Annotated in this window: 20 protein-coding genes and 1 pseudogene; 13 read left to right on the forward strand and 8 right to left on the reverse strand. The window is 46.2% G+C overall.

Going from position 1 to position 23,506, the window contains the following annotated elements:
• The first annotated feature begins 444 nt into the window (after nucleotides 1-444).
• A pseudogene (locus NKT06_RS04960) lies at nucleotides 445-760 on the forward strand (nucleoside triphosphate pyrophosphohydrolase).
• 70 nt (nucleotides 761-830) lie between these two features.
• Here NKT06_RS04960 and NKT06_RS04965 read toward each other — a convergent pair.
• The 4 genes from NKT06_RS04965 to NKT06_RS04980 all read right to left on the reverse strand — a co-directional run bounded on the left by NKT06_RS04965 (nucleotide 831) and on the right by NKT06_RS04980 (nucleotide 4,555).
• Entirely contained in the window at nucleotides 831-1,502 is a 672-nt protein-coding gene (locus NKT06_RS04965; RefSeq protein WP_253430754.1) for a metal-dependent hydrolase, read from the reverse strand.
• A gap of 68 nt (nucleotides 1,503-1,570) precedes the next feature.
• The gene (locus tag NKT06_RS04970) at nucleotides 1,571-2,338 is read right to left on the reverse strand and encodes a MerR family transcriptional regulator (protein WP_253430757.1); all 768 of its coding nucleotides are present in this window, start codon (nucleotides 2,336-2,338) and stop codon (nucleotides 1,571-1,573) included.
• Nucleotides 2,313-3,239: a DUF2268 domain-containing putative Zn-dependent protease gene (locus tag NKT06_RS04975; RefSeq protein ID WP_253430760.1), complete on the reverse strand. Its 927-nt coding sequence runs from the start codon at nucleotides 3,237-3,239 to the stop codon at nucleotides 2,313-2,315. The genes NKT06_RS04970 and NKT06_RS04975 overlap by 26 nt, the downstream gene beginning before the upstream one ends.
• Before the next feature lie 59 nt (nucleotides 3,240-3,298).
• Nucleotides 3,299-4,555, reverse strand: a complete 1,257-nt coding sequence (locus NKT06_RS04980) for an MFS transporter (RefSeq protein WP_253430763.1) — start codon at nucleotides 4,553-4,555, stop codon at nucleotides 3,299-3,301.
• Between the two features lie 276 nt (nucleotides 4,556-4,831).
• On the opposite strand from NKT06_RS04980, the gene NKT06_RS04985 reads away from it, so the two are divergent.
• From NKT06_RS04985 to NKT06_RS04995, 3 genes are all read left to right on the forward strand, one after another.
• Nucleotides 4,832-6,130: a galactokinase gene (locus tag NKT06_RS04985; protein ID WP_253430765.1), complete on the forward strand. Its 1,299-nt coding sequence runs from the start codon at nucleotides 4,832-4,834 to the stop codon at nucleotides 6,128-6,130.
• Nucleotides 6,131-6,358: 228 nt separating this feature from the next.
• Nucleotides 6,359-6,640: a hypothetical protein gene (locus NKT06_RS04990; RefSeq protein ID WP_253430768.1), complete on the forward strand. Its 282-nt coding sequence runs from the start codon at nucleotides 6,359-6,361 to the stop codon at nucleotides 6,638-6,640.
• A 36-nt stretch (nucleotides 6,641-6,676) separates the two neighbouring features.
• Nucleotides 6,677-6,955, forward strand: coding sequence for a hypothetical protein (locus tag NKT06_RS04995; RefSeq protein ID WP_253430771.1), 279 nt, complete (start codon nucleotides 6,677-6,679; stop codon nucleotides 6,953-6,955).
• A 152-nt stretch (nucleotides 6,956-7,107) separates the two neighbouring features.
• On the opposite strand, the gene NKT06_RS05000 is transcribed toward NKT06_RS04995, so the two are convergent.
• A complete protein-coding gene (locus tag NKT06_RS05000) occupies nucleotides 7,108-7,641 on the reverse strand; it encodes a hypothetical protein (protein WP_253430774.1) in 534 nt (177 codons plus the stop codon).
• 128 nt (nucleotides 7,642-7,769) lie between these two features.
• Between NKT06_RS05000 and NKT06_RS05005 the strand changes: the two genes are divergently transcribed.
• Nucleotides 7,770-8,099 carry a hypothetical protein gene (locus NKT06_RS05005; protein ID WP_253430777.1) on the forward strand — a complete coding sequence of 110 codons (330 nt, stop codon included), beginning with the start codon at nucleotides 7,770-7,772 and terminating at the stop codon, nucleotides 8,097-8,099.
• 126 nt (nucleotides 8,100-8,225) lie between these two features.
• Here the strand turns inward: NKT06_RS05005 and NKT06_RS05010 are convergent, their stop codons facing one another.
• From NKT06_RS05010 to NKT06_RS05020, 3 genes are read right to left on the reverse strand one after another with little or no spacing between them, the layout of a single operon-like run.
• On the reverse strand, nucleotides 8,226-9,389 hold the full coding sequence (locus tag NKT06_RS05010) for a Ger(x)C family spore germination protein (RefSeq protein ID WP_105600966.1): 1,164 nt from the start codon (nucleotides 9,387-9,389) through the stop codon (nucleotides 8,226-8,228).
• Nucleotides 9,386-10,888 (reverse strand): spore germination protein, encoded by a 1,503-nt coding sequence (locus tag NKT06_RS05015; RefSeq protein ID WP_253430779.1) that lies wholly within the window; start codon nucleotides 10,886-10,888, stop codon nucleotides 9,386-9,388. Before NKT06_RS05015 ends, NKT06_RS05010 begins: the two co-directional genes overlap by 4 nt.
• Nucleotides 10,860-11,981: an endospore germination permease gene (locus tag NKT06_RS05020; protein ID WP_253430781.1), complete on the reverse strand. Its 1,122-nt coding sequence runs from the start codon at nucleotides 11,979-11,981 to the stop codon at nucleotides 10,860-10,862. Before NKT06_RS05020 ends, NKT06_RS05015 begins: the two co-directional genes overlap by 29 nt.
• A 278-nt stretch (nucleotides 11,982-12,259) precedes the next feature.
• On the opposite strand from NKT06_RS05020, the gene NKT06_RS05025 reads away from it, so the two are divergent.
• From NKT06_RS05025 to NKT06_RS05060, 8 genes are all read left to right on the forward strand, one after another.
• Nucleotides 12,260-14,278 carry an alpha-amylase family protein gene (locus tag NKT06_RS05025; RefSeq protein ID WP_253430784.1) on the forward strand — a complete coding sequence of 673 codons (2,019 nt, stop codon included), beginning with the start codon at nucleotides 12,260-12,262 and terminating at the stop codon, nucleotides 14,276-14,278.
• A gap of 4 nt (nucleotides 14,279-14,282) precedes the next feature.
• Nucleotides 14,283-15,236, forward strand: coding sequence for an ABC transporter permease (locus NKT06_RS05030; RefSeq protein ID WP_253430786.1), 954 nt, complete (start codon nucleotides 14,283-14,285; stop codon nucleotides 15,234-15,236).
• 40 nt (nucleotides 15,237-15,276) lie between these two features.
• Entirely contained in the window at nucleotides 15,277-16,158 is an 882-nt protein-coding gene (locus tag NKT06_RS05035) for a carbohydrate ABC transporter permease (protein WP_076332971.1), read from the forward strand.
• Nucleotides 16,159-16,240: 82 nt separating this feature from the next.
• Entirely contained in the window at nucleotides 16,241-16,960 is a 720-nt protein-coding gene (locus NKT06_RS05040; protein WP_253430789.1) for an extracellular solute-binding protein, read from the forward strand.
• The gene (locus NKT06_RS05045) at nucleotides 16,879-17,772 is read left to right on the forward strand and encodes a type 2 periplasmic-binding domain-containing protein (protein WP_253430792.1); all 894 of its coding nucleotides are present in this window, start codon (nucleotides 16,879-16,881) and stop codon (nucleotides 17,770-17,772) included. The genes NKT06_RS05040 and NKT06_RS05045 overlap by 82 nt, the downstream gene beginning before the upstream one ends.
• A 10-nt stretch (nucleotides 17,773-17,782) precedes the next feature.
• Nucleotides 17,783-19,873 (forward strand): alpha-amylase family protein, encoded by a 2,091-nt coding sequence (locus NKT06_RS05050; RefSeq protein ID WP_253430795.1) that lies wholly within the window; start codon nucleotides 17,783-17,785, stop codon nucleotides 19,871-19,873.
• Nucleotides 19,874-19,927: 54 nt separating this feature from the next.
• A complete protein-coding gene (locus NKT06_RS05055) occupies nucleotides 19,928-22,261 on the forward strand; it encodes a helix-turn-helix domain-containing protein (protein WP_253430797.1) in 2,334 nt (777 codons plus the stop codon).
• Nucleotides 22,262-22,374: 113 nt separating this feature from the next.
• Nucleotides 22,375-23,268: an NAD(P)-dependent oxidoreductase gene (locus NKT06_RS05060; RefSeq protein ID WP_253430799.1), complete on the forward strand. Its 894-nt coding sequence runs from the start codon at nucleotides 22,375-22,377 to the stop codon at nucleotides 23,266-23,268.
• The last annotated feature ends 238 nt before the right edge of the window (nucleotides 23,269-23,506 follow it).

Genomic DNA, 23,506 nt, shown 5'->3' on the forward strand with positions numbered 1-23,506 from the left:
AAGGATAAATGATGCAGAGATTAAAAAGGATGCTCTATGCTTTGCATCTGGAAAGTAGGTGTACATTTTGAAAAGAGTAATTGCTATCGCGTTTTTCATATTATCTATATTGGAATTGGTTACTCTAATCCTAATTGGTAAAAGCATGATGACTGGGTATATGGAACCGAGTACGTTTAGCGGGATTATTTCATTCCCACTAGGCGCTACGTACCTCTCGATCTGGATGTTCTTTTCACGGCAAGAGTTTACCGGAGGACGAGTCGCGGCACAGATCAGTTTGACAGCGGCCTTGTTGACGTCGTGCCCGTTAGTGTGTTTGTTGATCATTTTCTACTAAATCAACCCTTTCATCCACATAGCAACTTGTACTTGTACAATGGCAACAGGAGGATTCTGGATCGAGGCTCGAAAGCTCTCACAGCAGAAAGGATGTTTTACCACATGCCTACATATAAAAAATTGGTGCGGGACAAGATTTCGCATATTATCACATCCAGTGGTAAGGAATGTCGTACACGCATTCTGGACCCGGAGGAGTATAAGCAAGAGCTAAGAACGAAGCTGCAAGAAGAATCGGATGAGTATTTGAGTGCAGGAAGCTCTGGAAGAATTGGTAGACATGCTCGAAGTGATCCGGGCGCTGGCGGAGGTGCATGGTGCGAATGCGAAACAGTTGGATAAGCTGAGAGCTGGCAAAGCTGAGGAGCGTGGTGGATTCCAGGAACGGGTGTATCTGATCGATGTGGACGAAGCTTAATGTTAAACGCAACTCATTACAGATCACTTGGCAGATGAACTGATCACCCGGATGCATCATGCGTCCGGGATTATTTTGTCACTGTGAAATAGCTCCCCTTGCCGGAAATAATAGTGAGTTCATCAATTCTTACGTAATAGTTCCAGTGAAATGGGGTGTTATCCGGATAGACGATAATATATTGTGGATCATTAAAGGAGTAACGTTGTTGCAAAGAATAACTTATTATTGCATTAGAAATTCCTAAACTTACAACAAATGAAGCTGCTAATACTAATGAGACTATTGCAAGTGGTTTAACTTTTTTGTAAATTAATGTGATTGTAGTGGCAATGGTTAACAACGCAGAAATGATGAGTTCATTATTTGATCCCAAGATCGCGAAATTCTGTTCTTGGTTCATAAAAGGATAGAACAGATTAATTCCATTACCAAGAAGGTCTATAAGAAGATGCCCAATGAATAATGTGGCCATCGTACTTATCCATGCCCAGAAGAACCGAACGTTTAAGGTTTTATAGATGATCCAGCCATATGCAGCTCCAATTAAGGGGGCCGTAGCAAGAGAATGTAACAATATATCACCAAAATACTTAGTGATGTCAGGAGTGATAGCAATAATAGATCCCAAAACAAAAGTAATTATATAGTCTTTAGTAAGAGATAACCGCTTATTTAGAAAAATTAATAGAATCGTTCCACCCGTAATCAAGTGTATAGCCATATGAAGAAACATTTGCATCAAGTTACCTCCTGAGCCTGGTTCATACATTTATTTCTTTTAGTGATGAATTCTCAATTCACACTAAATCACTTTTCCCCACCATCCACATAAACCACAATCGCTTGATACAAAAACCTCAAAAATTCCTCACTACCAAACTGATCAAAATAACCCGCATAGCGACGATTCGTCGTATAGGCTTCAGCAATACACCTCAGAATCTCAATATCACAGACCATAAACTGCTCCAGACAACTCTTCCATTTACGCACTAACGCTTGTACCTCACGAGAAGCAGGGGACCGATCCTGATGCTTCGCCATTTCCCGAAATACCTGCTCCATGTTGATCGAGAACTGCTGGTAGGCTTTTTCTTGCTCTTCCACAGACAGCTCGCTCACATTAGCTTCAAATTCCTGATATTTCTTGGTATCTCCATAGACAAACTTTGCCTCAGATTCATACTGTTCTTGAATGGACAGGATGGAAGAGTCATCAAATAGATTAAGATGAGAGATATCCGTCCCATCCACATACTCGTCCAGCTGGTCGATGATGGTTTCAAGCTTTTGTTTACGTTGAACGAGTGTACTACGATGCTCTCTTAGGATATCTTTTTGTTCTTCTTTGGAAAGTTGCATCATGGCTGCAATTTCTTTCAATGGGAAATTCATTTCTTTGAACAACAGAATCATTTGCAGATTCCCGAGTGCCTCTTGATCGTAATACCGATAGCCATTGTCCTCGACTTTGCTCGGTTTTAATAGATCTCTTTTATCGTAATAATGTAATGCGCGTTTGGTGATGCCTGTGATCTGAATAATATCTTTAACGGTGAAATAGGGTGTCTTCATTCCAAAAGTCCTTTGTTTCAGCAAGGATAACACTTGCCGGAGTGATGGTTGCTTCGGTAATCGGTGTACCTGTTTTGGTCAGATAATATTGGATTAGGTGATAACCGCAGGCATAACCAGCCGCATAGGGCATACCTACGGGGGTGAAATTTTGCAGTGTGGCAAGTTCATCGCCGTATAGATACGGATTAATTTGGTCAAAACCAGTGACATGCAGCTGATCTTTCATTTTCGGCTTGATAACGTTATTCAAAGTCTCCATATCCGTTTTGGCTACCCAGGGTCCTAGCAGTTCTTCTCCATACAGGGCTGTCGCAAAGCTCTCGGCCAGCCCCTCGCTAACAACCATCTCGCCAAGCGTAATCTGTGGATTCCACTGGATATATTGATACCTCACGTTATGATTGCATTCATGGGCTAAAACGGATTGCATACGAGGTAGAGTATATCTACTCGGGATTAGGTTCGCAATAATGTAACCGGGGATTCCACCGTCTCCGCTGATACCTTCGTTCATGGTCAGTGAAGGGCTGTTCTTATTACCCAATAAAATCGTATATAGATATTCGGAGACCGATAGCTCAATTCCGTGCTCTATAAAGGTGGATAGGCTCGTACGAACAGCTTCATGACACTGTTGCCAAAATGATTCAGACGAGATCGCAGCTAACGATTCGTTAATCTCAGGTGTGATATCTGCGGGAGCGATATTCATAAAATTATTCATCATGATCACGTCGAAGCCATTAGGCTCTTGAGATCGAAACGGGATCTGTTGTATGTTCCATTTGTTCATAAAGGGACCCATCATTCGCTCGCGGTATAACTCCAATTTCTCATCGTGTGCAGCCTGGATGATCTCCTCATAGATTTGATCTGAGCGTAACGCGGTAATCTTCATCCTTAATCTCTCCTTCATGTAAGCTTGAGATCATTATCAAGTATGACCTTACGTTACAGTCAAGCGTTGATGTTACGCTGCTGGCTCTCAGAATGATTCTTGATCTTCATTGCGAATATCAGACCAGACAGGATATAGATCAAGCTTAGCAAGAGATAAGGGAGTTGCAGCGAGAATACGCGATCAAATGTCGTTTCACTAACCCGCACCAATAATCCGCCGAGAAGCGTACCAACGGCACTAATGCCAAAGGACAAAAAGCGAAACACACTTCCAACCCTGCCAAGCATCTCATTAGGAACGGAACGTTGCAGGATGGAGGAACGGGTAACATTGTAGACAATAATGAAAAATGCAGCACAGAAGTACAGTCCGCCTACCATATATGCATTTGTAGTTAGACCCACCACACCGTAGATGATTCCCATGCACAAAATGGAGGAGATAATCAATTGTTTTGTACTCCATTTCTTACGCATATAAGCAACAGCCTGGCTTCCCACGATGCTGCCGATTGTTGCAATGGAGATGAGAATACCGAATGCAAAAGCATCCAACTGAAGCACATCGCGTACAAAAAAGATCTGAGTAGCCAGAATGATCGAATACATCAGCGTAATGGTGACAGATAGAATGGCTAATCCGCGGAGAAAACGATCATGATAGACATATTGAATACCGGACCACATCTCGCGTTTCCAATTTTTCATCGGACGAACTTCCTTCTTGGTTGTTTCCGTATCCCCTGGGTAGAAGTTTCCCTTCAAACTGATCAAAAAGAGCAGAGCAATAACAGCCGTTACGGCGTCTATGGCAAAAGGAAAAACAATATGCAGGGTTATGATAAACCCTCCCAGAGCAACGCCAAGAATATCACTTGTGATTAACTGTCCGGCGGTGAACTGCCCATTCGCTTTCTCCAATTTACTTTCATCTACCAGTTGAGGGATGACCGTCTGCACTGTACTGTCGAATACAACTCGGCTCAGGCCAATCCCAAACATGAACAGTGCCAGAATCGGAATACTCACCCATCCTCCCCAGATGCATAACGTCAGTCCAAGCAGAAGGATCATTCGAGTAAAGCCTGCCCCAATCAGCATATGTTTGCGTGAGTAACGGTCGATGAGGACACCTACAGGCAGACTGAATAGTAGCCAGGGTAAACGAAGTGCCGTCATGGTGACAGAGGCATACAGCGTATCGCTTGTAAGTGTGGAGATGAGCCAAGGAACCGCAGCAAGTGTAAGTCCATCACCCAAAAATGTAAGAGAAAATGCACCAAATAACTTGGTATAGTTCGACTTGATTTTCATCGTTCCCTCCACCAATAAAATGTAAAGCATAGCTATAATAAGAATGGGAAATAATGTGTTTTTACTCCATACCAATGTAAGTTATTGCAAAATGGTTTTCAATCCTATTTTTACAATAAATAACTTCACAAAACGCTTACAAACTTTCAATTCTACCCTACCTTTTCCGCTGTGAAGCTGAGATAATGGGAGAGGAATAAGGCATGAAACAGATGCGACAACGATGTTCACCAACAGCTCAAAAATAAAAGCTGCACATCCATAGGAGGATTATTAATGACGACACAACCATTGAATCTGATCCAATCCACGGAGGGCCAAGCGTTGCTTGCCCAGATGTATGGACAGTCACAAGTAGCGGAACAGACTGCACGTTACACGAAGTTGAACGCCACGTTCGAAGAGTGCTTTGGCGCACAAGAAGGAAGCAAGCTGTTCAGCGCGTCAGGACGCAGTGAGATTGGCGGCAACCACACGGATCATAACCATGGTAAAGTGCTGGCGGGCAGCATCACGCTGGATACGATTGCAGTGGCAGCACCAACTGCGGAGTCGGTTATTACCTTTTACTCAGAAGGTTATGACAAGAAATATGTAATCGATCTCACGGACCTCACGCCAAATACGGAAGACGATGGCACAACAGCATTGATTCGCGGTATGGCTGCAGGATTTGGAGAATTCGGATATAAGGTAGGTGGCTTCCAGGCGTACCTGTCAAGTAACGTGTTCTCGGCATCAGGGGTGAGTTCTTCGGCGTCATTCGAGATGCTGATCTGTACGATTTTGAATCACTTTTATAATGATGGAGCAATGGACGTTGTGACTTTGGCCAAAATCGGTCAGTATGCAGAGAACCATTATTGGAATAAACCTTCCGGTCTGCTGGATCAGATGGCTTGTGCGTACGGCGGACTGATTGCCATTGATTTCGAAAATCCTGCACAGCCGGTTATCGAGCCAGTTCAGTGGGATTTCCAACAGAATGGGTACTCATTGGTCATTGTGAATACAGGTGGCAACCATGCGGATCTAACCGAAGATTACGCGGCTGTGCCCAATGAGATGAGAGCGGTTGCTCAGGCGCTGGGCAATGAGTATGTTCGGGAAATTACAGCAGACGCAATCTACACCAACCTCAAGAAGGTTCGTGAAGCGGCTGGGGATCGTGCTGTACTGCGTGCGCTTCATTTCCTGGAGGAAAATAATCGTGTGGATGGTCAGGTTCAGGCGTTGCGTGATGGACGTTTTGCTGATTTCTTGAAACTGATTACAGCGTCCGGTAACTCGTCATGGAAGTGGCTGCAGAATGTATATCAGAGTGGTGCTGTGAAGGAACAGGAGATTGGCATCGCGCTGGCACTGACCGAGAATTATCTGCAAAACCTGGGTGATGGCGCTTGTCGTATTCATGGTGGTGGATTCGCAGGGGTTATTCTGACGATCCTTCCAAACGAAAAAGTAGAAGAGTATATGTCCTGGATGCACGACATGCTGGAAACGCCGATTATCGTCGTTAATGTGCGTGCGCAGGGTGCGGTATGCCTGAATGCATTAATCGCTAACGCGGGCTAAACGTAGTCAGATTAATAGTTCTAATATGATTCAACGAAGTCCGGGCCATGCCCGGGCTTTTTGGGTTATTCCATTTTTGAAAAAACTTCAAACCTTGAAGGTCTGTAATGTGTTATTTAAGTAATGGTTTAGTTAGGAATGTAGTGACTAGAATACAGGCGTATTGATGATGGTTCAAATAAGTGAGAGGCTGTATCTCAATAATGTTCTCATGGGAGGAAGGATCAGATGATTACACCTACAGTAGCTGGGCAGGAAGAGGCTCAATTATATGAGGAGTTGCGGCGTGCGATCGATGAATTCGAAGAGGGTGAGCAGCGGCAAAAAGTTCTGAGTCGGATGGTCAGACAGCTCAGGTTCGCCAAATGGCGCAAAGACCGGATGCGCAAAGTCGATGCATACTGCCAAAGGATCAAACCCGCGACACTTTGGATCATCCTAGCCACAGGTGCACTTGCGCCAGTCTTGTTATTTAGCATGTTCATCTGGGTGTCTCTATGGGTAGAGTAGTTGACAACTAGAGAGATAAGGAGAGATCGTTCAGGTATGTTATTTATTGTGTTTTTTATTGCGATCGTATTTGGAACTTTGTTAATTTTTCGCATGGATGAGGATAGAAGGTTAAAAGCCGGAGCGCTGACCGTGGTCGTGTTCAGTATTCTGCTGTGCATGCTACTCATATTCCAAATGGGTAGTTACGGAGGCGATTCTTTTAGCTATTTGGGGTTTTTCAACATGTCGTATGGAGCGGCCAACGTATGGGTTCACATCTTTATTGTGATGACGCTTGTGGCGTTACTGACGTATCTGGGTGCGAGTGAGTAGCAGAAGAGTAAGGTTAGACAGTGAGGGGAGTTGGTCAGGATTACTCGTCGCTGTCTAACCTGTAGCATGTAACGAATTGCAACTGATCTGACAAAAGAGCCATGATTTTTTTTACCAGGATGAGTCACTTGGGTAAACAGAACCGATACTGTTTAGTGTAAATCAGGAGTATTCTTGTTCAAAGATTGTACGTTTCCCTGAATGTACTGGTGGTAATCGCGGAAGCTACTGATGTGATGCAGGGAGTCGGAATTCTCGGATTGAATCTTAATTTTACCATCCTGAGGCAAATTCTTCATCTCTGCAATGACCGATTTGGAGCCTTGGATATCACCTGACATGTCCTGAATTCGCTGTAATAATGCGGGATGTCCTTCATGCTGGAGCATTTCAGCGAGCGGTCTCATCTCCTCCAGCTTTTGGCTAGACCGTTCAAGCATGGTCATTACTTTGTCTCCATCTGTACTTGCACTAAGGGAAACCATTCGGTGGATATGATCCTTCTCCATACGCTCAAGCGCTTCGAGATGAGAAGCTTCCAGTCGTTTGGGATCGCTCCAACTCTCCGATTGAACGGTGTCATTCTGTTGCTGGGATGCATTATTCGCGGTGCCATTACCACAGCCCCATAACAGAGTTGAGCAAGTTAACACAGCTCCAACGGCGATGATATTATTTAACCTCATGCTGTCACTCCTTCGATATTTTACTTATGGTAGTATGAGCCGTAAATTGGTAATTATGCATGTAAATAAAGCGAAAGGTAGTGAGCTTACTTAAGTTAAGTGATACGATAAGAAAATCAGGAGGGCACATGAGTAAGAGAAAGAATGAGAAGTTGTTCAATTATTTATTGTTATTTTTAGTTTTGTATGGGATTAGTTTGTTAATTTGGCCTATAGTTCTTTTCGGACTGGGTATGTCTCTTGCTGCACCGTTTCCACATACATACGATACTTCTCGTGATTTATTGGGTAAAATTCTTTTTACATATCCTTTGGGCGTATTATTTGCAATTTTCTATTGTGGGATTAGTTACGAGAACGGACGATACAAAGCACCATACTGGGTTGTTCATGTTCCACTACTTTGGCCTGCTTCGTGGATTATAGTCGAATACTTAGGATTAACATTTGGTTTTTAAAGAAATGAGGGGAGATTAGGGTATCTGTAATTTTGGCTGCTGATAGATTTTCTCTTATTAAAAAGTAAAAACACAAACACCCCTTAACCGTCGTTTCATACGGGCAAGGGGTGTTTCTCATTTTTACTAGACTTTCCGTTTATATTTCCCTGTATACGGGATGGTGAGATGGATTTTCAGATCCTGGATCGAGTCTTCGGTAAGCATCATCTTGCTACCATTGTTTGATAATTTGCGCCACAGCTTCGGATTTTTGCGATACAGTTTCTCCTGAAGGCCGTAAATATCCACACCACGCTCAAGGCCGTGACGATAGGTCTGCATAATCTGTTCCCGCAACTTCACTTCACTAATCTGGATCATCTCCTCATAAGAGGTGGGCACCAGATATTCATACAGGGCAGTTAGGTATTGGGCATCAATATTGAACTTGACCTCTTCACCCTGAATGACAGGTTTGATTTTGATCTTCGGTAAACCTACACTGAGTGCCCCATAGATCGTTCCATCCTTCTGCACAAGCAAGGGAGCACGTCGCATGTCCTTGATCAGCCAGTGATAACCGGGAAGCTGACTGCGTGGAAGGTATTCAAAGTCAACGCCTGTCTTTTCGAAAAAGGCCCCCTCGATTAGAAATAAATCCTTTTTCTTCTCGTTCTCGGCCCATTGGGAATTGTTCAATGCAATACTGGGCAGATACGTCGTGGTAGCCGGATCATTATGCGTTGCAATGAGCTTGAAGCTAAGCACGGGCGGATACAATGATTCTTCCATATAAGTCGGGAGCGGATTATGAAGAATGCTATCCAGCGGCGACATATTATAGATGGACGTTGCACTGAGAATTTTCTCCAGTGGTTCGCGGGTTCCGTAGACCCAGGTCGTATAACGGGATTCTGGGAACCGTCCCAGCATATCGAACACTTCTTTGATATGTTTGCTGGTCAGCACCCCTTCTGCCATGACGATGGCTGTCACATGCCCCCAAGCCATGTGTAATTGAGCTGTGCGGAACAGTTCGTTCAGCGCCAGACTCATGGTTTTCCCTTCGGCATGTCCGACCCATACAGGTGGGGTATCTGCACTTTTGGTTGAACTTTCACTTTTGGCGACACTTGCAAAATCAAGCGTTTGTACATACAGGTGATACATCCCGTCTTTGTAATCAATGCCAAAGGCTTTGGCGTAGTCTACCTGTTGAATCTCAAAAGCACTCCAGCATCCGCTTGTCATCACACACATCGATAGGCTTAACAGACCCAGCGTACATCTCCGCAACAAACGCTTCATCTTCCGTTCCCTTTCTTGCGGGGTTCTTGGGTTTCGAGATAGACGGGTCTGCGTTTACCCAGGCCTTTTGGCAGTTTGAATAATGAAGCTATCGCTTGTTTGAAATGAAGCGGTGTTAACGGCGTGAGATACGGAATGCCAAATGATTTGAGATCGGTCAAGTAGATGAGGAACAGAATCAATGACAGGATGAACCCAAAGATGCCGAGGGATGCCCCCAGGACAAAACAAAGGAAGCGCAGGATCAGTACGGAACTGGTCATGACCTGGTTTACAATGGTCGCTCCAGCTACAACAGTGACTGCGATGATGACGATCATGAGTGGAGAGACCATCCCGGCACGAATGGCCGAATCTCCGATAATCAGACCTCCAACGACAGTCAGTGTCTGGCCGATGGCACTTGGCAAACGTACCCCTGCCTCACGGAATAGCTCCATCAGCAGCATAATGAGAAACATCTCCACTCCGGATTCCATAGGAAGTCCCATCCGTCCAACCGATATCGTGGCGACTAGAGGAAAGGGAATCTGATCCATATGAAAGGATGTCAGCGCAATATAGAATCCGGGCAGGAACACGGTGATCATCAGACCCAGAAAGCGCAGCATCCGCCCTACGTTGACAGCTAAGAAGGGAAAGCTGGCATCTTCCGGTGATTTGAGCAAAAGAAACAGATTGACTGGCCCAATAATGGCGCTGGGATTGCCGTCCACAATCAGGATAAAGCGTCCGTTCAGCAGACATTCCGCCGCAAAGTCAGGCCTGCCCGTATAATGGGTCACGGGAAACAAAGTAATCTTCGAAGGGGACAGCAATTCTTCCAGTTCATTGGCAGTCAGGATGCGTTCAGTTTCTATCTTGCGCAACCGATCCTGGACGTCTTCGATCAGCTCCGGATTGGCAATATTCTTGATATACATCAGGGCTACCTTGGTTGCAGAACGTGAACCGATCATTTCGATGTTACAGGCCAGCTGGTTTGTGCGTAGACGTATGCGTATCAAGGCAACATTCACGGCAAGCGGTTCAATGAACCCATCCCTTGCCCCGCGTATCGAAACTTCGGTGGTGGATTCCTCCGGTGTCCGAGTAGGAATGTTAGATATATCAATACTCCACATGGCTTGCAGGGAAGGGATACTGATCAACATATGACCTTCAAAAACGCGAAGAGACATCAGCTCCGTTCCGAATGCCGGATCTTGCAGGTCCATCCGGGTCCACTGGAGGCTGATGGACTTTTCAATGTCGGACGTATGGACAAAATGTGTATGCTCATACGTACGTTTGAGTTCCGGGAGAATAATATCATAGATCGCTTCACTGTCCACCATACCACTGCAATAGACCATAAGAATCTGCATCTGAGATTCCCCGATCATGTGACTATTAATGATGACGTCGTCAGATCCGGCAAAAAAGGTGTTGAGGTTATGCTCGTTCATTCGAAAGGGTTCAACGGTAGGATTATTCTTGGGCTGAGTTGAGATCGGCATGAGCGGGAACCTCCTTGTCCTTTTTGTGGATTAGTGAAGCAATGGTTAGTATCACTGTAACGACTGAGACATAGGCGAGCATGACCGGGAACTGAATATGGTCTACATAATAATCCACGTAATCAATGCGCCACCATTGCATCGCCATGAGGCTCATCATGATGGTGATGGTGAGAATAGCGATATATCGTTTTTTTGGCCTGCGAAAATTCAGCAGATCAACGATGAGATACATGGATATAGCCACCCTTGCGAAGGAGCCACTAAGCCACTGATAGATGGACAAAAAATCAACGTGTTGCAGCAGCTTGCCTATATTCACAAGTTTCCATTGCTCATAGGGACTGTTCCGTTGTTTTGCTGCTTCTTCGGGACCGAATTCTACGATGGCTCCGATGGTTGGTCCAATCGCCATACTAAGCATGAACAAGCCGAGGATTAGAACGTACCACCACCGAATTTTACCTTTGACTTCATGTTGGAACAGCATGAGAATCCAGATTTCCATAAGTCCGGCAAGAGAATAGATCATGCCCCGCCAGACGGGGCCCATCCCGTTCTCCATAATCGGGAACAGCAGACTGTAGTCTTTATATTTCATATTGGCAGACATTACAAAATATCCGAGCAGAACTACAAAGGGCAGTAGAAGACTGGAAGTCATCGCAATGGAGCGTATGCCTTTGGCTGCCGCCCACGCAGCAACCAGTGCTCCTCCACCGGCCAACACATAAGGAGGCGTGAATTGAAGATATGTGGATACGGTCCAGTTAGTTGTCTCGTACAACGTATGTGTGCCAAGTGTGAATAGCAGAATGGAAGCAGAGACCCGAAAGGTCCAGGAGGGAATGGCTCCGAATTCTCGGGTAATCCAATCCGTTAATCGTTGACCACGTACCCGCCGAATGATGATATACATCATACACAGAAACAACATGAACAATGGAGCGGCGGCTACGACAGACAACCAGCCGTCTCTGCCGCCAGCTTCGAGTATCGCTGGAACAGACAAAACATGGCAAACGAGCCCTGCACTTAATAAAAGGATGGAAAAGGACAACCAGATGGTAATTTGACCTTTTTCACGACTCATGGAAATCTCCTTTCCAATGAAGGAAGTTTCCGTTAGGTTGTACAGCATACAGGAAGTTGATTCCTTTTTCAGTTTTTTTGAATCAAAATATTCAGCAGAAGCAACAACCGGACAATTATTGTCTGCCATATCTGGTATGTATGCCTTAATGCTGTACATCTCCTCTTATAGAACAGACATATATTTCCTAACCGATTTCTGCAAAAAATGTCCCTACTGTGCCTGTCATCCAAGGTATACGGTTAAAGTACATCGGAGACAAGAGGAGGACGATGCGAATGAACTGGTGGTCTTCGAACCGGCTTCGCCTGATTCAGAACAATCTTCGTGAGATCGATGCGGGGATGAATGTGGACCTGTTGATGAAAGAACTTCAGGAGTTTCAAGCCAATGTGTTGATGATGAATGCGGGAGGCATCTTTGCCTTCTATCCTTCCACATTGGAGCACCAATACGTCACACCTTATCTTCATACGGATGTACTAGAGGAAGCCATCACCAAGGCACATGAGCTGGATATGAAGTTTGTTGCCCGTTTTGATTTCAGCAAAGCCCATGAATCTTTGTTTGAATCAAACCCGGAATGGTTCTATCGTGACCGTGAAGGACAAGAAGTGAATTATTATGGCATTGTGCATACATGTCTGAACGGTGCGTATCAGCAGGAAAAATCACTCGAAACCATTACGGAAGTATTGGAGAAGTATCCAGTGGACGGTATTTTCTTCAATATGTTTGGTTATCAGCACTGGGATTACAGCGGTAACTATTATGGTCCTTGTTATTGTGACAATTGTCAGCGTCGTTTCAAAGAGATCTGCGAGAGTGAGCTACTGGACTATACAGGGCCTGAGCATGAGCTGCATGCAGCGTATCTTCAGTTTCAGGAGTTTACTTCGAGAGAGATTCTGAGCAAAATCCATGACTTGGTCAAATCCCGCTGGCCTCATGTGGCAATAAGCACCTACCATCCTCATCAGGTCGATATCATTCGCAAGGAATCCAACACATCACTTACCCGTGCTTTGCCTTTATGGCAGTACTCCGCTTCAGAAAATGTAGCTTCTGTCGTACAGAGTTGGGATAACAAGTTGATCAGCAATTGCAGCATCAATGCCATCGACCTGACCTATCGGTTCACAGGTGTTTCGCCGTATGAGACCGAAGTGCGGTTACTGCAGAATATCGCGAACGGATCAGGGCTGGACTTCTGTATTATTGGCGCATTTGAGGGATATCCGGATCGAAGGAACTTTGCCGTGGCACAGCGTATCTTCCGCTATCATGCAGACCATGAACATATCTATGGACATCTCGCTTCCATGGCAGAAGTCATTTTGATCAAACCGTCAGCGGCTGGGGCGGGAATCGAATATCTAGGACTTTTCAAAATGTTAAAAGAAGCCCATATCCTGTTTGATGTCATCGTGGAAGAACAGATTGCAGCCATGGCGCATAAACTCGCCGCAGTGAAAGTAGTCATCTTGCCCGGGTTGCAACGTCCTGAGCCACTAACATTAGAAGCATTAAATGAAGTGCAAAGTCAGGGAGTAGCGCTGCTTGCTACAGGCAATGCCTTCAAGAATGATGTGGAATGTTTGCAGGAATGGTTTGGGGCTGTCCACTCAGGGGATGTAGATATGCTGCCTGCTGCCTACTTGCATGTAGGGGACAACGATCTCTTTCCCAGTCTGAAGGATAGGGAGTGGATTACGGTCAGCGGCGGTTTTTCGCGGATGCAGTTCATCAATCCATCGCATACAGAGCGAAGTATGCCTTATATCGAACCAGCCTCTTTTGGTCCACCGGAGCGGGCCTATGGTCATCAGTTGGGAGAGAGCTACGGATTGGGGATCACCCAATATGTAGATCGTGGGGCAGCCATTTATTACAGTTGGAATCCAGGTACGTTGTATTACAGACACGGTTTTGATGATCACAAATATGCAGTGACGGATATACTCAATCGTTTCATTGGAGAACGCTCATTGAGAAATGACCTTCCAGCCAGTGTAGAGCTGTTTCTGAATCGAATGGAAGATGGCAACCTGTTGGTTCAACTATTGAACTTGTCTGGTTTTAATGGCACGACATATATGGAAGCGTTACCGTTGTATGACCTTGCAATTGAACTTAACCACATCGGCGCATCCGTACATGCATACTCCCTCTGTTCGTCCAAGGCTGTTCCCATCAAGCAAGAGGGAAGTGTAACAAGGATTAACCTCCCTATGTTGGCACGATATGAGGCCATTGTTATTGACGTGGATCATGCTTCGAAGAGAGGGGTGACTTAGACGGATGAACACTCAGCTAAAGACGTTAAATCGCTCGACGGGCAAGTTGCAAACCGGCGGTCTGCTATCGCGCATGTACAAACACCGGATGATATATTTACTTATTCTACCAGGGCTGTTGTATTTCTTAATATTCAAAGTTGTTCCTCTATGGGGACTGCTTCTCGCCTTTCAGGATTACAATCCATTCCTTGGATTTACGAGCAGTGAATGGGTGGGTTTTAAGCATTTCAATGAACTGTTTGGCAGTTCCAACTTTTATATCATGCTGCGCAATACACTCGCCATTAATCTAATCGCGCTGGTGTTTCATTTTCCACTGCCGATCCTGATGGCGCTGATGCTGAATGAAATCCGGCATGAGACGTTCAAACGCATCAATCAATCCATTGTATATTTACCGCATTTTCTGTCATGGGTTGTTGTTGCAAGCATGACGTTTTTCCTGCTCTCCACCGACGTTGGTATTGTGAACAAACTGATTGCGCAGAGTGGGAAAGACACGATTTCGTTTTTATCCGAACCGAATTATTTTTGGGGTTTACTTACCGCCCAAAGCATGTGGAAGGAAGCCGGTTGGGGGACAATCATTTTCCTTGCGGCGATGGCGGGGGTCGATCCTCAGCGTTACGAAGCAGCGGTTGTGGATGGCGCCGGACGTTTCCGGCAGATCTGGCATATTACCTTGCCAGCCATTCGGCCAACCATTATCATTTTGCTCATTCTACGCCTTGGGAGCATGGCGGATACCGGTTTTGAACAGATCCTGCTGATGATGAACCCCTTGGTGCGCTCGGTAGGGGAGGTATTTGATACGTATTCCTACACGTATGGCATTTTGCAAGGCAAGATCAGCATCGGAGTTACCGTAGGACTGTTCAAAGGTCTGGTCGGATTGTTTCTGATTGTGGCTGCCAACAAAATTGTGAAAAGACTTGGACACGAGGGAATCTATTAACCCGGAGGGTCGTTGTTCTTTTTGGACAGGAGGATAAGAAATGAGCTTTGTTGTGCAGAAAAAAGGTCTGACACTCTTTGACTGGATCAATTACAGCCTGGTTGCCTTGATCTCGCTAGCCTGCATTTTCCCGTTTCTGTACGTGTTCAGCGTATCGTTTACCGATCCGAAAGTGTATGTGCCACTGAAGTTTTATCTTTTTCCGGAGAAATGGTCGCTGGAGTCGTATCGTTACATTTTATCAACGAATAGCTTCCTGAACGCTTTCAAAAGCACGTTGTTTATTACAGTGGTTGGCACCATACTGAATATTATCGTATCTTTCACGATGGCCTATGGTTTAACGAAGAAATCGTTGCCCGGTCATAAGTGGATCATGGGGCTGGTCATTTTCACCTTGGTCTTCAGTGCTGGCATTATTCCCAACTACTTGCTTGTTAAGGAATTGGGACTGTTGAACTCCTATTGGTCCATGATTCTGCCTGGACTGACGAATGCATGGAGCCTGATTGTGATTAAAAGCTTTCTCGAATCGCTGCCCTCCGAATTGGAGGATGCGGCACAGATTGACGGATGCAGTGACCTGACGGCCTTCATCCGCATCATAATCCCGTTATCGATGCCAGCCATCGCGACGTTTACACTGTTCTTTGCAGTGGGACACTGGAACGCCTATTTTAATGCACTCATCTATCTATCCGATTCTAGCAAATGGACGCTTCAATTACTCATCAAAACCCTTGTAATCGATTCGAATTCAGTCGCCGTGGCTCAGGCGGGAGCCAGTGACGAAAGTGTTGTGCCGCAGGAGACCATTCGAATGGCTTCCATTGTACTGGCGATGGTACCGATCCTGATCGTATATCCATTTTTGCAGAAGCACTTTGCCAAAGGGGTCATGATTGGTTCGGTCAAAGGGTGACGGTTACAAAGCGAATAAACGAAATGTTTATTAAATAAATATGCAAACGCTTACTAAAGGATTTTAGGGGAGGAAAATAACAATGCAAAAGCTCAATAAACGATGGACGGCTTGGCTCTGCATTCTTTTGACCGTTTTCATGCTTGCCGGGTGCAATGGGTCGGGAGAAGCCACTAATCCAGGTACAGGGGAATCTGGGGGAGATGAGACACTGAATATCAAGATGTTTGCAGGTTTATACAATGAGATTCCCGATATGGACAATGAATATTGGACCGAATGGGAGAAACGAACGAACGCCAAGTTGGACATCGAATGGGTACCGTCGGGGGATCTGGATACGAAGCTGGATCTGCTGCTCGCGTCGGGTGATCTGCCCGAAGTGGTGGCCTACCAGAATCAGATTCGTCCAACGCTGATTACGGCCATTCAGAATGGTGCCTTCTGGGATCTGACACCTTTCCTTGGTGACCTTAGCGAATATCCGAATCTCAAGGAGAATCTGGCGCCTGATGCTCTGAAATATCTGACAGTGGATGGTGGAATCTACGCGGTTCCGCGCTCCCGTTCTCGTATTGATGGCGGACTGAAGATTCGGGAGGACTGGCTGAAGAAGCTGAACCTGCCAATTCCCAAGACATTCGAAGAGTATAGGGAAGTCTTGAAAAGCTCGTGGATAGTGACATGGATGGTAATGGGAAAAAGGATACCGTCGGCTTATTGTTCATCAACAATCCACCAGCAACGTTCCAGGCGGGATTCGGAGCTTATAATCCTACCTATGATAAAGACGGCGGATTAATGAGTCCTGGCCTAACACCTCAGTATATCGAGATGATCGAGTGGTTCCGTGAACTATATGCGGATGGATTGTTATCGAAAGAGTATGCCGTCATGAAAGAAAGCCAGGCTGAGGAACTCTTCAAGACCAATCGGGCCGCTTCCTATGGACGTCCAATCTGGTGGGATCACGAATGGGAGCAGGCCATGAAGAAATCCGGCCAACCGGATGCGAAGATTCTGAATCTATCTCTGACGGGTCCAAATGGAGACGCTGCTGTCGGGTTAGAGACAGGCGTAGCGGGTGGGTTCTACATTTCGAAAAAGGTCCCGGAAGAAAAGGTGAAGCAGCTTCTGAAGTATTTTGACATGACGGCTTCTCAGGAAATGACGGATTTCTCCTACTATGGAATTGAAGGTGTTCATTATACGGAACAGGACGGACAGAAAGTTCTGACCGAACAGGGAGTTAAGGAAGTAAATACGACCAGCAAAGGGGCAGGCGTGCTCGCTTACGCCAAGTGGGGCAAGGTCATCAGCGCTTCTGGCGATAAGGCTTATAATGATGCCAAAATTAAGGAAGTCGAGAATTTTGATGAGATAGGCAAGATTGATTTCTACCGAGTCATCACATCCGAAGCATGGAGAGAGACGTGGCCCAAATATTCAGACGAGTACAGCTCCATGCTAACCCGGACAATTGTCGGCCAAACCAGTGTGGAACAGTTCAGAGCCTACGTGGACCAATTGAATAATCAGCCTGACATCAAGCAGGCGTACCAGGAAATGGCCAAAGCGTATGATCAATTCAATCAACCAACCATAACAGAATAGAGGAGAAGCGATGAAGAGCCCAATAACCGAGCAGGAACATCGTCCATGGTGGCGGCAACCTCTACGCATCATCCAGCCCAATATGCAGGTTAAGGATACGGCCAAGATTAATCCCGAAAAGCTTGCGGATCAGATCATGGAGATGGGCGCCAATGCAATGGTGTTCAATACCGGTGGGATCTATGCCTGGTATTCATCCCAAGTGAAATTTCATGTGCATAATGAGTATTTGCCCCAAGATCGTGATCTGCTGCGGGAGTTGATTGATAGCTGTCATAAGCGGGGGATTCGATTCATCGCCCGCTTTGATTTCAGCAAGGCAGAGGACTCCGTCTATCTGCAGCGGCCCCAATGGTTTGTACGTAGGGAAGGAGGGCAACCGGATATTATTGGGGCTACACGCCCGGGTGCTTGGCCGCTTCTCATGTCGACCTGCATTAACGGGGGTTATCGGAATGAGGAATTGGCTGTTCCAGTCATTCGGGAGGCGTTGGAACGTTATGAGATCGACGGTGTTTTCTTCAACGCCCCCGGATATGTCTTCTGCCAATGCTCCACATGTCAGGAGAAATACAGAAGTTTGTATGGTGCGGATCTGCCTGGAACGTCTGCCGAACTCGAGCCTGATTTTGCTGCACAGTGCTTCGATGATAATCTGGGACGGATGTATCACGAGATCAAGGAGATCCGTCCAGAGGTACCGATGATTCTATATTATAACCTGCACCGGGATCATCTGGAGAAAAGGGTATCCATTACGGATATGCTCTGCACAGAGCCACAGGATGTCCTGTCACTGGGACATACGCGCATACCGGAATTTTGGCAGCCTGCGCTCAGTATCAAAGTAGGGCGCTCCGTTCCCGGACGTCCGGATCCCTTCGGCATCATTCATTCCTGTCCGGGGATGGACTGGCGCCACACGGGGCTCCCACCAGCCGAGTACCGATTCTGGCTCTCACAGATTCCGGCCAATGGTGGCCAACTCTGGCACTCCCTGACCGGAATTCCGGATACGATTACGGATAAGCGGATCTTGCGTACGGTGAGGGAAGTCAACACGGATGCCGCAAAACTGGCTTCTTATATGGACGGTGCACAGCCGATATGTCAGGTAGCATTACTCTGGAATGCAGACCGATCTGCGGAAGGTTTGGCTGAAGCGCTAATTCATAAGCAAATTCCGTTTAATGTGATTCTGCCGGAACAGTTGGCAAGCGTGGATCTGCATCGGTACCAAGTCATTATTTTGCCTGAAGGATGCACGTATCCGCCTGATTTTGCCAAATCGTTACATGAATATGTAAGTCAAGGGGGGAGTGTGTTTGCAGAAGGACATTTGCCCATGGAAGAAAAGCAGACTAGGTCCGTTTTGGCTGATCTGTTCGGTATTACCGGGGAAATACAGGAGAGTGAGTATTTATTCGCTTCTTACTTGCGCTTCGAATCTTCGGCATCTGTAGGCAAAGACACACCTAAGGGAACGAACCCATTGCAGCGTGAACTGGAAGAAACCGAACTTATCCCCCATCGCGGCAAGGTAATGTACTGCCAACCGATCGATACAAATGTACAGGTACTGGCAACGCTGGTACCTCCATTTTCTCCCTTGGAAAGTGTCGGCGCACCTCCTGAACGGGCTTCACTGGCTGTAAAACAGACGGATCTGCCGCTGGCACTGCTTCGTACACTTGGAGGGGGGAAGGCGTGTTATTTACCCTTTTCACTTAGCAGTCTAATCCAGGAATTTAAGTTGGAGGAACATTTCAGACTCTTCGCTAATGCCGTGGCCCTTCTACTGGATGGAAAGGCACTGGTATCTGTTACAGCCATTCCGGGACTACAATTAACGGTTTTTCGCAAAGACGACGAGCTGCTTATACATCTGGTCAACGGAGCAGGACGCAGACCATTGTCTTCCGTCCTTCCGCTCCACGATATTGAGATTACGGTGGGCTCTGGTGAGGGGAGTCCTGCAGGAGAAGCAGAAGCTTTAATTACCGGAAATCTTCTGAAAACGGAATGGGTTGAAGGTGAGTTGAAAATAAACGTTCCCAGACTTGAGGTTTGGGAGTGTATCCGCATACCGCTCTTGATATAATGAACCCTAATAGTTGAGGGTAATGAGCATAAGGCAGCACACGGGGGTGATTCCATGAGACGTATCATGCATACCGTCCAATCCATATTGGATCGCTGGTTCGCAACGAATGGGTATTTGAAAAGGCTGATCTGGCTGGGTTGCATGTCGGTGGTCATTCCGGTAGTGCTTGCCGGAAGTGCGTATTATCATTTCTCCATGATCAAGTTGACCGGGCAGTTTCAGGATAACAACATGGCCTCTCTTAATTTGCTCAAAGACCGGGTCGAGAATATTCTGACCAATATTGAGCATGAATCAATGCAGCTCGCCAGTGGTCCCTTAATGCGTAACGCACTGGGGAATGCCAATTATGAGAGCGATTACTTTCTGCATCTGGATCTGCTGGAGTTGTTTCAACTACACAAAAACACCAATAATCTGATTGAAGAAATGATCTATTTTGACGGCAGAACGGATATGGTTTTATCCCATTACTATGGATTGGTCCCGTTGGTAGATTACCGAGAGAAGCAGGATATGAAGGTCGCGCTTGAAGGAAGCCAAGGGGCAGGATGGATGTATCTGCCTGGGTCCGGAGAGGCGGGTTATATCTCCTATGTTAGACAACTGCCAATCATGGGTCAGGGGCCACCGAGTGGTGTGATCATTCTGCAGATGAAAGAACAGGCATTGCGAAGTCTGCTGCGAAGTTATTCTGTCAGTCTGGAAGATCAGTCCCTGGCGATCTTGAATTCAGATCAACGAATTATTTTGCATACAGACGGACCCAAGGCGATTGGTGCAGCGGCATCTGATGATGCCATATTACAGCAGATTGCGTATCTGGAGGGGAGGGAAAGGTCAGGGCATGACGTACTGAAGGGGAAGCAGGGTAATGAACTTGTGGCTTATGTGGGAGCATCAATGGGAAGAACCTATGTGTCCCAGTTGCCCGAGCGGGAGATGATTGCCCAGTTGAACTGGATTCGCGTATTAATCCTGATCTGTGTGTCCATCTTTGTATTTGTTGGATTACTGCTTACCTGGTTCAGCTCGCGACTTGCCTATAATCCAATTCAACAGTTGTTGCGTTACGGAGAACATCTGCGCAGAAATGGCCAGGAATCAGCCCCCAAAGGGAATGAAATTGAATATATCAGGTCTTCACTGAGTTATCTCAACGACCAGACGGAGAAGCTTAACCGTTATATTGAGGGCATACAACCTGATTTGCGTGATCGGTTCTTTCAGAAGCTCTTGCAATTCAATGGTTCATGGAGAGGAACTCCGTTGGCTGAGGAATGCGCCAGACATGGTATTTCAACCGAAGGACAGTACATTGTGCTGGTGGTGAAAGTAGAGAATCTGGTGAAAAAGAAACGTTTTTTACCAAGTGAAGGTCCCGTCATTGTTTTTGCTTTGAAAAATGTAATGGATGAACTTCTCAGTCAGAATGATGATCTTAAAGGATACGTGGTGGATAAAAATGATAGTGACTCGGTAGCGATATTACACTTTGATGCAGAGATGTCTTCTGTTGATATAAGGCAGAGGGTATGTCGCTATGCAGAGGATATTCATGACGCTCTGAATCAGTACCTATCCTTCTCGGCTACGGTTGGTGTGGGCCGGTCAGTTCAACTTGAAACTGTAGCAGAGTCGTTCAGGGAAGCACAGCTTGCGCTGCAATACCGACTATTGGACGATGCGGAGAATGTCCTGTTCTACGAAGATATTGTAGCGATCGAGCGAAATCCGGTGTTTATGTATCCGCGAGAGATGGAGACGGAGATGATGGAGGCATTATGGAATGGTACCCTTTCCGAAGCTGAAGATGTACTTCACAGGTTTTCCAGAAGGGTTCGTGGTTCCGAATCGTACACAATCATGATCCAGGGCTACCACATGCTGTTGTCGGCCATTATTCAATATATGGAAACCAAAGGGCCAGGCATGCTTGAACGTCTTGGTGGGAATCTGTTCGATCAGTTGCAGGAGAATCAGACGTCACGAGAGATGCATGATTGGTTTATTGGTGTGTTGTTTCCGCTATGCATAGAGATCAGTCAGGATCTCCGTACACATTCATCCCGTCATATTGTGCAACGTGTGTGCGAGCACCTTAACCTTCAGCCTGAAGGGGTACAATCCCTCTCGGAGTGTGCGAATCTCGTGAATGTCAGCCCATCCTATCTGAGCAGGCTTTTCAAGAAGGAGATGGGAGTATCCTTTATCGAATATCTGATGAATATGAAAGTGCAAAAAGCAAAGCAGCTGCTAAAGGACACCGATTGTACCATTACGGAAATTGCGGAAAGGGTCGGCTATTCTGAACGTAATTTGAACCGTGCGTTTCAACGTTTCGTTCATATGTCCCCGAACCAATACCGCATGTCAGTTCGCTAGATTTGGAGACAAAAGATAGACGGCGGGGTACGAAAGCTTTAACATACAGATATAGCTATCTATCTCAGAAGAAGCAACTTACGAAACTTAGAGAAATAGGGAGGAAACCTGCGATGACAAATACGACGATGGCACCTGGAGAGACGAAAGTTGGCTTTATTGGTACAGGTGTGATGGGTAAAAGCATGGCTGGACACATCCAGCAAGCGGGATATCCGCTGCATGTGTACACGCGAACTGCTGCCAAGGCGGAAGCATTGGTAAAAGAAGGTGCCGTATGGCATGATACGCCAGGCAAACTGGCAGCTGCGTGTGATGTCATCATCACGATGGTGGGGTATCCCAAGGATGTAGAGGAGATTTATCTCGGTGAGGATGGTCTCGTGGCCAATGCCAAACCGGGGTCATATCTGATTGATATGACAACATCCAGTCCGCTTCTGGCTGCGCGGATCTTTGAAGCTGCTGAAGCCAAAGGACTGCATGCACTGGACGCGCCTGTGTCGGGCGGCGATATCGGAGCGCAGAATGCCAAGCTGTCCATTATGGTCGGCGGTAGCTCGGCGGCATTTGAAGCGGTGCGTCCATTGTTTGAGCAGATGGGCAGCAACATTGTGCTGCAAGGCAAGCCGGGAGCTGGGCAGCATACCAAAATGTGCAACCAGATTGCCATTGCCTCTGGCATGATGGGCGTATGCGAAGCACTCGCCTATGCCAAGACGTCTGGTCTGGACGCGGAGACCGTGCTGAAAAGCATTGCTACCGGTGCAGCCGGAAGCTGGTCGCTCAGCAATCTCGGTCCGCGTATGATCGCAGGCGATTATGAGCCTGGATTCTATGTGAAACATTTTATCAAAGACATGGGAATTGCACTGGAGTCTGCAAAAGCGATGGGTATGAGAACGCCTGGGCTGGCTCTGGCCGAATCATTGTATCAGGAAATCGCGAATAATGGTCTGGAAGAGAAGGGGACACAGGTGCTCTACACCTATTATCTTCAGGCTTAACATCAAGAGAACAGCAGCGTATTCTTTTTCTATTCAGGAAAGGGTTACGCTGTTTTTTTCAATTTTTCGGCTTGTTTATGCGTCTAAAGTCACGGAATTGGTTAATTGTTCATATGTACTTTGCGTATTGGAGAGATTTTGATCGTTTTCCCTTTATTTTTACCCCGCTTTATCCGACATAAGTAATAGAAGTTTACATAATGAATGTGTCAAAGGATGTTATTCCTCCTGTAATGGT

The organism is Paenibacillus sp. 1781tsa1 (genome assembly GCF_024159265.1).
Lineage (GTDB): Bacteria > Bacillota > Bacilli > Paenibacillales > Paenibacillaceae > Paenibacillus.

Excerpts from the sequence above, each read along its gene's own strand:
- NKT06_RS04965 (WP_253430754.1), bottom strand. The coding sequence starts at position 1,502 with ATGCAAATGTTTCTTCATATGGCTATACACTTGATTACGGGTGGAACG.
- NKT06_RS04970 (WP_253430757.1), bottom strand. The coding sequence starts at position 2,338 with ATGAAGACACCCTATTTCACCGTTAAAGATATTATTCAGATCACAGGC.
- NKT06_RS04975 (WP_253430760.1), bottom strand. The coding sequence starts at position 3,239 with ATGAAGATTACCGCGTTACGCTCAGATCAAATCTATGAGGAGATCATC.
- NKT06_RS04980 (WP_253430763.1), bottom strand. The coding sequence starts at position 4,555 with ATGAAAATCAAGTCGAACTATACCAAGTTATTTGGTGCATTTTCTCTT.
- NKT06_RS04985 (WP_253430765.1), top strand. The coding sequence starts at position 4,832 with ATGACGACACAACCATTGAATCTGATCCAATCCACGGAGGGCCAAGCG.
- NKT06_RS04990 (WP_253430768.1), top strand. The coding sequence starts at position 6,359 with ATGATTACACCTACAGTAGCTGGGCAGGAAGAGGCTCAATTATATGAG.
- NKT06_RS04995 (WP_253430771.1), top strand. The coding sequence starts at position 6,677 with ATGTTATTTATTGTGTTTTTTATTGCGATCGTATTTGGAACTTTGTTA.
- NKT06_RS05000 (WP_253430774.1), bottom strand. The coding sequence starts at position 7,641 with ATGAGGTTAAATAATATCATCGCCGTTGGAGCTGTGTTAACTTGCTCA.
- NKT06_RS05005 (WP_253430777.1), top strand. The coding sequence starts at position 7,770 with ATGAGTAAGAGAAAGAATGAGAAGTTGTTCAATTATTTATTGTTATTT.
- NKT06_RS05010 (WP_105600966.1), bottom strand. The coding sequence starts at position 9,389 with ATGAAGCGTTTGTTGCGGAGATGTACGCTGGGTCTGTTAAGCCTATCG.
- NKT06_RS05015 (WP_253430779.1), bottom strand. The coding sequence starts at position 10,888 with ATGCCGATCTCAACTCAGCCCAAGAATAATCCTACCGTTGAACCCTTT.
- NKT06_RS05020 (WP_253430781.1), bottom strand. The coding sequence starts at position 11,981 with ATGAGTCGTGAAAAAGGTCAAATTACCATCTGGTTGTCCTTTTCCATC.
- NKT06_RS05025 (WP_253430784.1), top strand. The coding sequence starts at position 12,260 with ATGAACTGGTGGTCTTCGAACCGGCTTCGCCTGATTCAGAACAATCTT.
- NKT06_RS05030 (WP_253430786.1), top strand. The coding sequence starts at position 14,283 with ATGAACACTCAGCTAAAGACGTTAAATCGCTCGACGGGCAAGTTGCAA.
- NKT06_RS05035 (WP_076332971.1), top strand. The coding sequence starts at position 15,277 with ATGAGCTTTGTTGTGCAGAAAAAAGGTCTGACACTCTTTGACTGGATC.
- NKT06_RS05040 (WP_253430789.1), top strand. The coding sequence starts at position 16,241 with ATGCAAAAGCTCAATAAACGATGGACGGCTTGGCTCTGCATTCTTTTG.
- NKT06_RS05050 (WP_253430795.1), top strand. The coding sequence starts at position 17,783 with ATGAAGAGCCCAATAACCGAGCAGGAACATCGTCCATGGTGGCGGCAA.
- NKT06_RS05055 (WP_253430797.1), top strand. The coding sequence starts at position 19,928 with ATGAGACGTATCATGCATACCGTCCAATCCATATTGGATCGCTGGTTC.
- NKT06_RS05060 (WP_253430799.1), top strand. The coding sequence starts at position 22,375 with ATGACAAATACGACGATGGCACCTGGAGAGACGAAAGTTGGCTTTATT.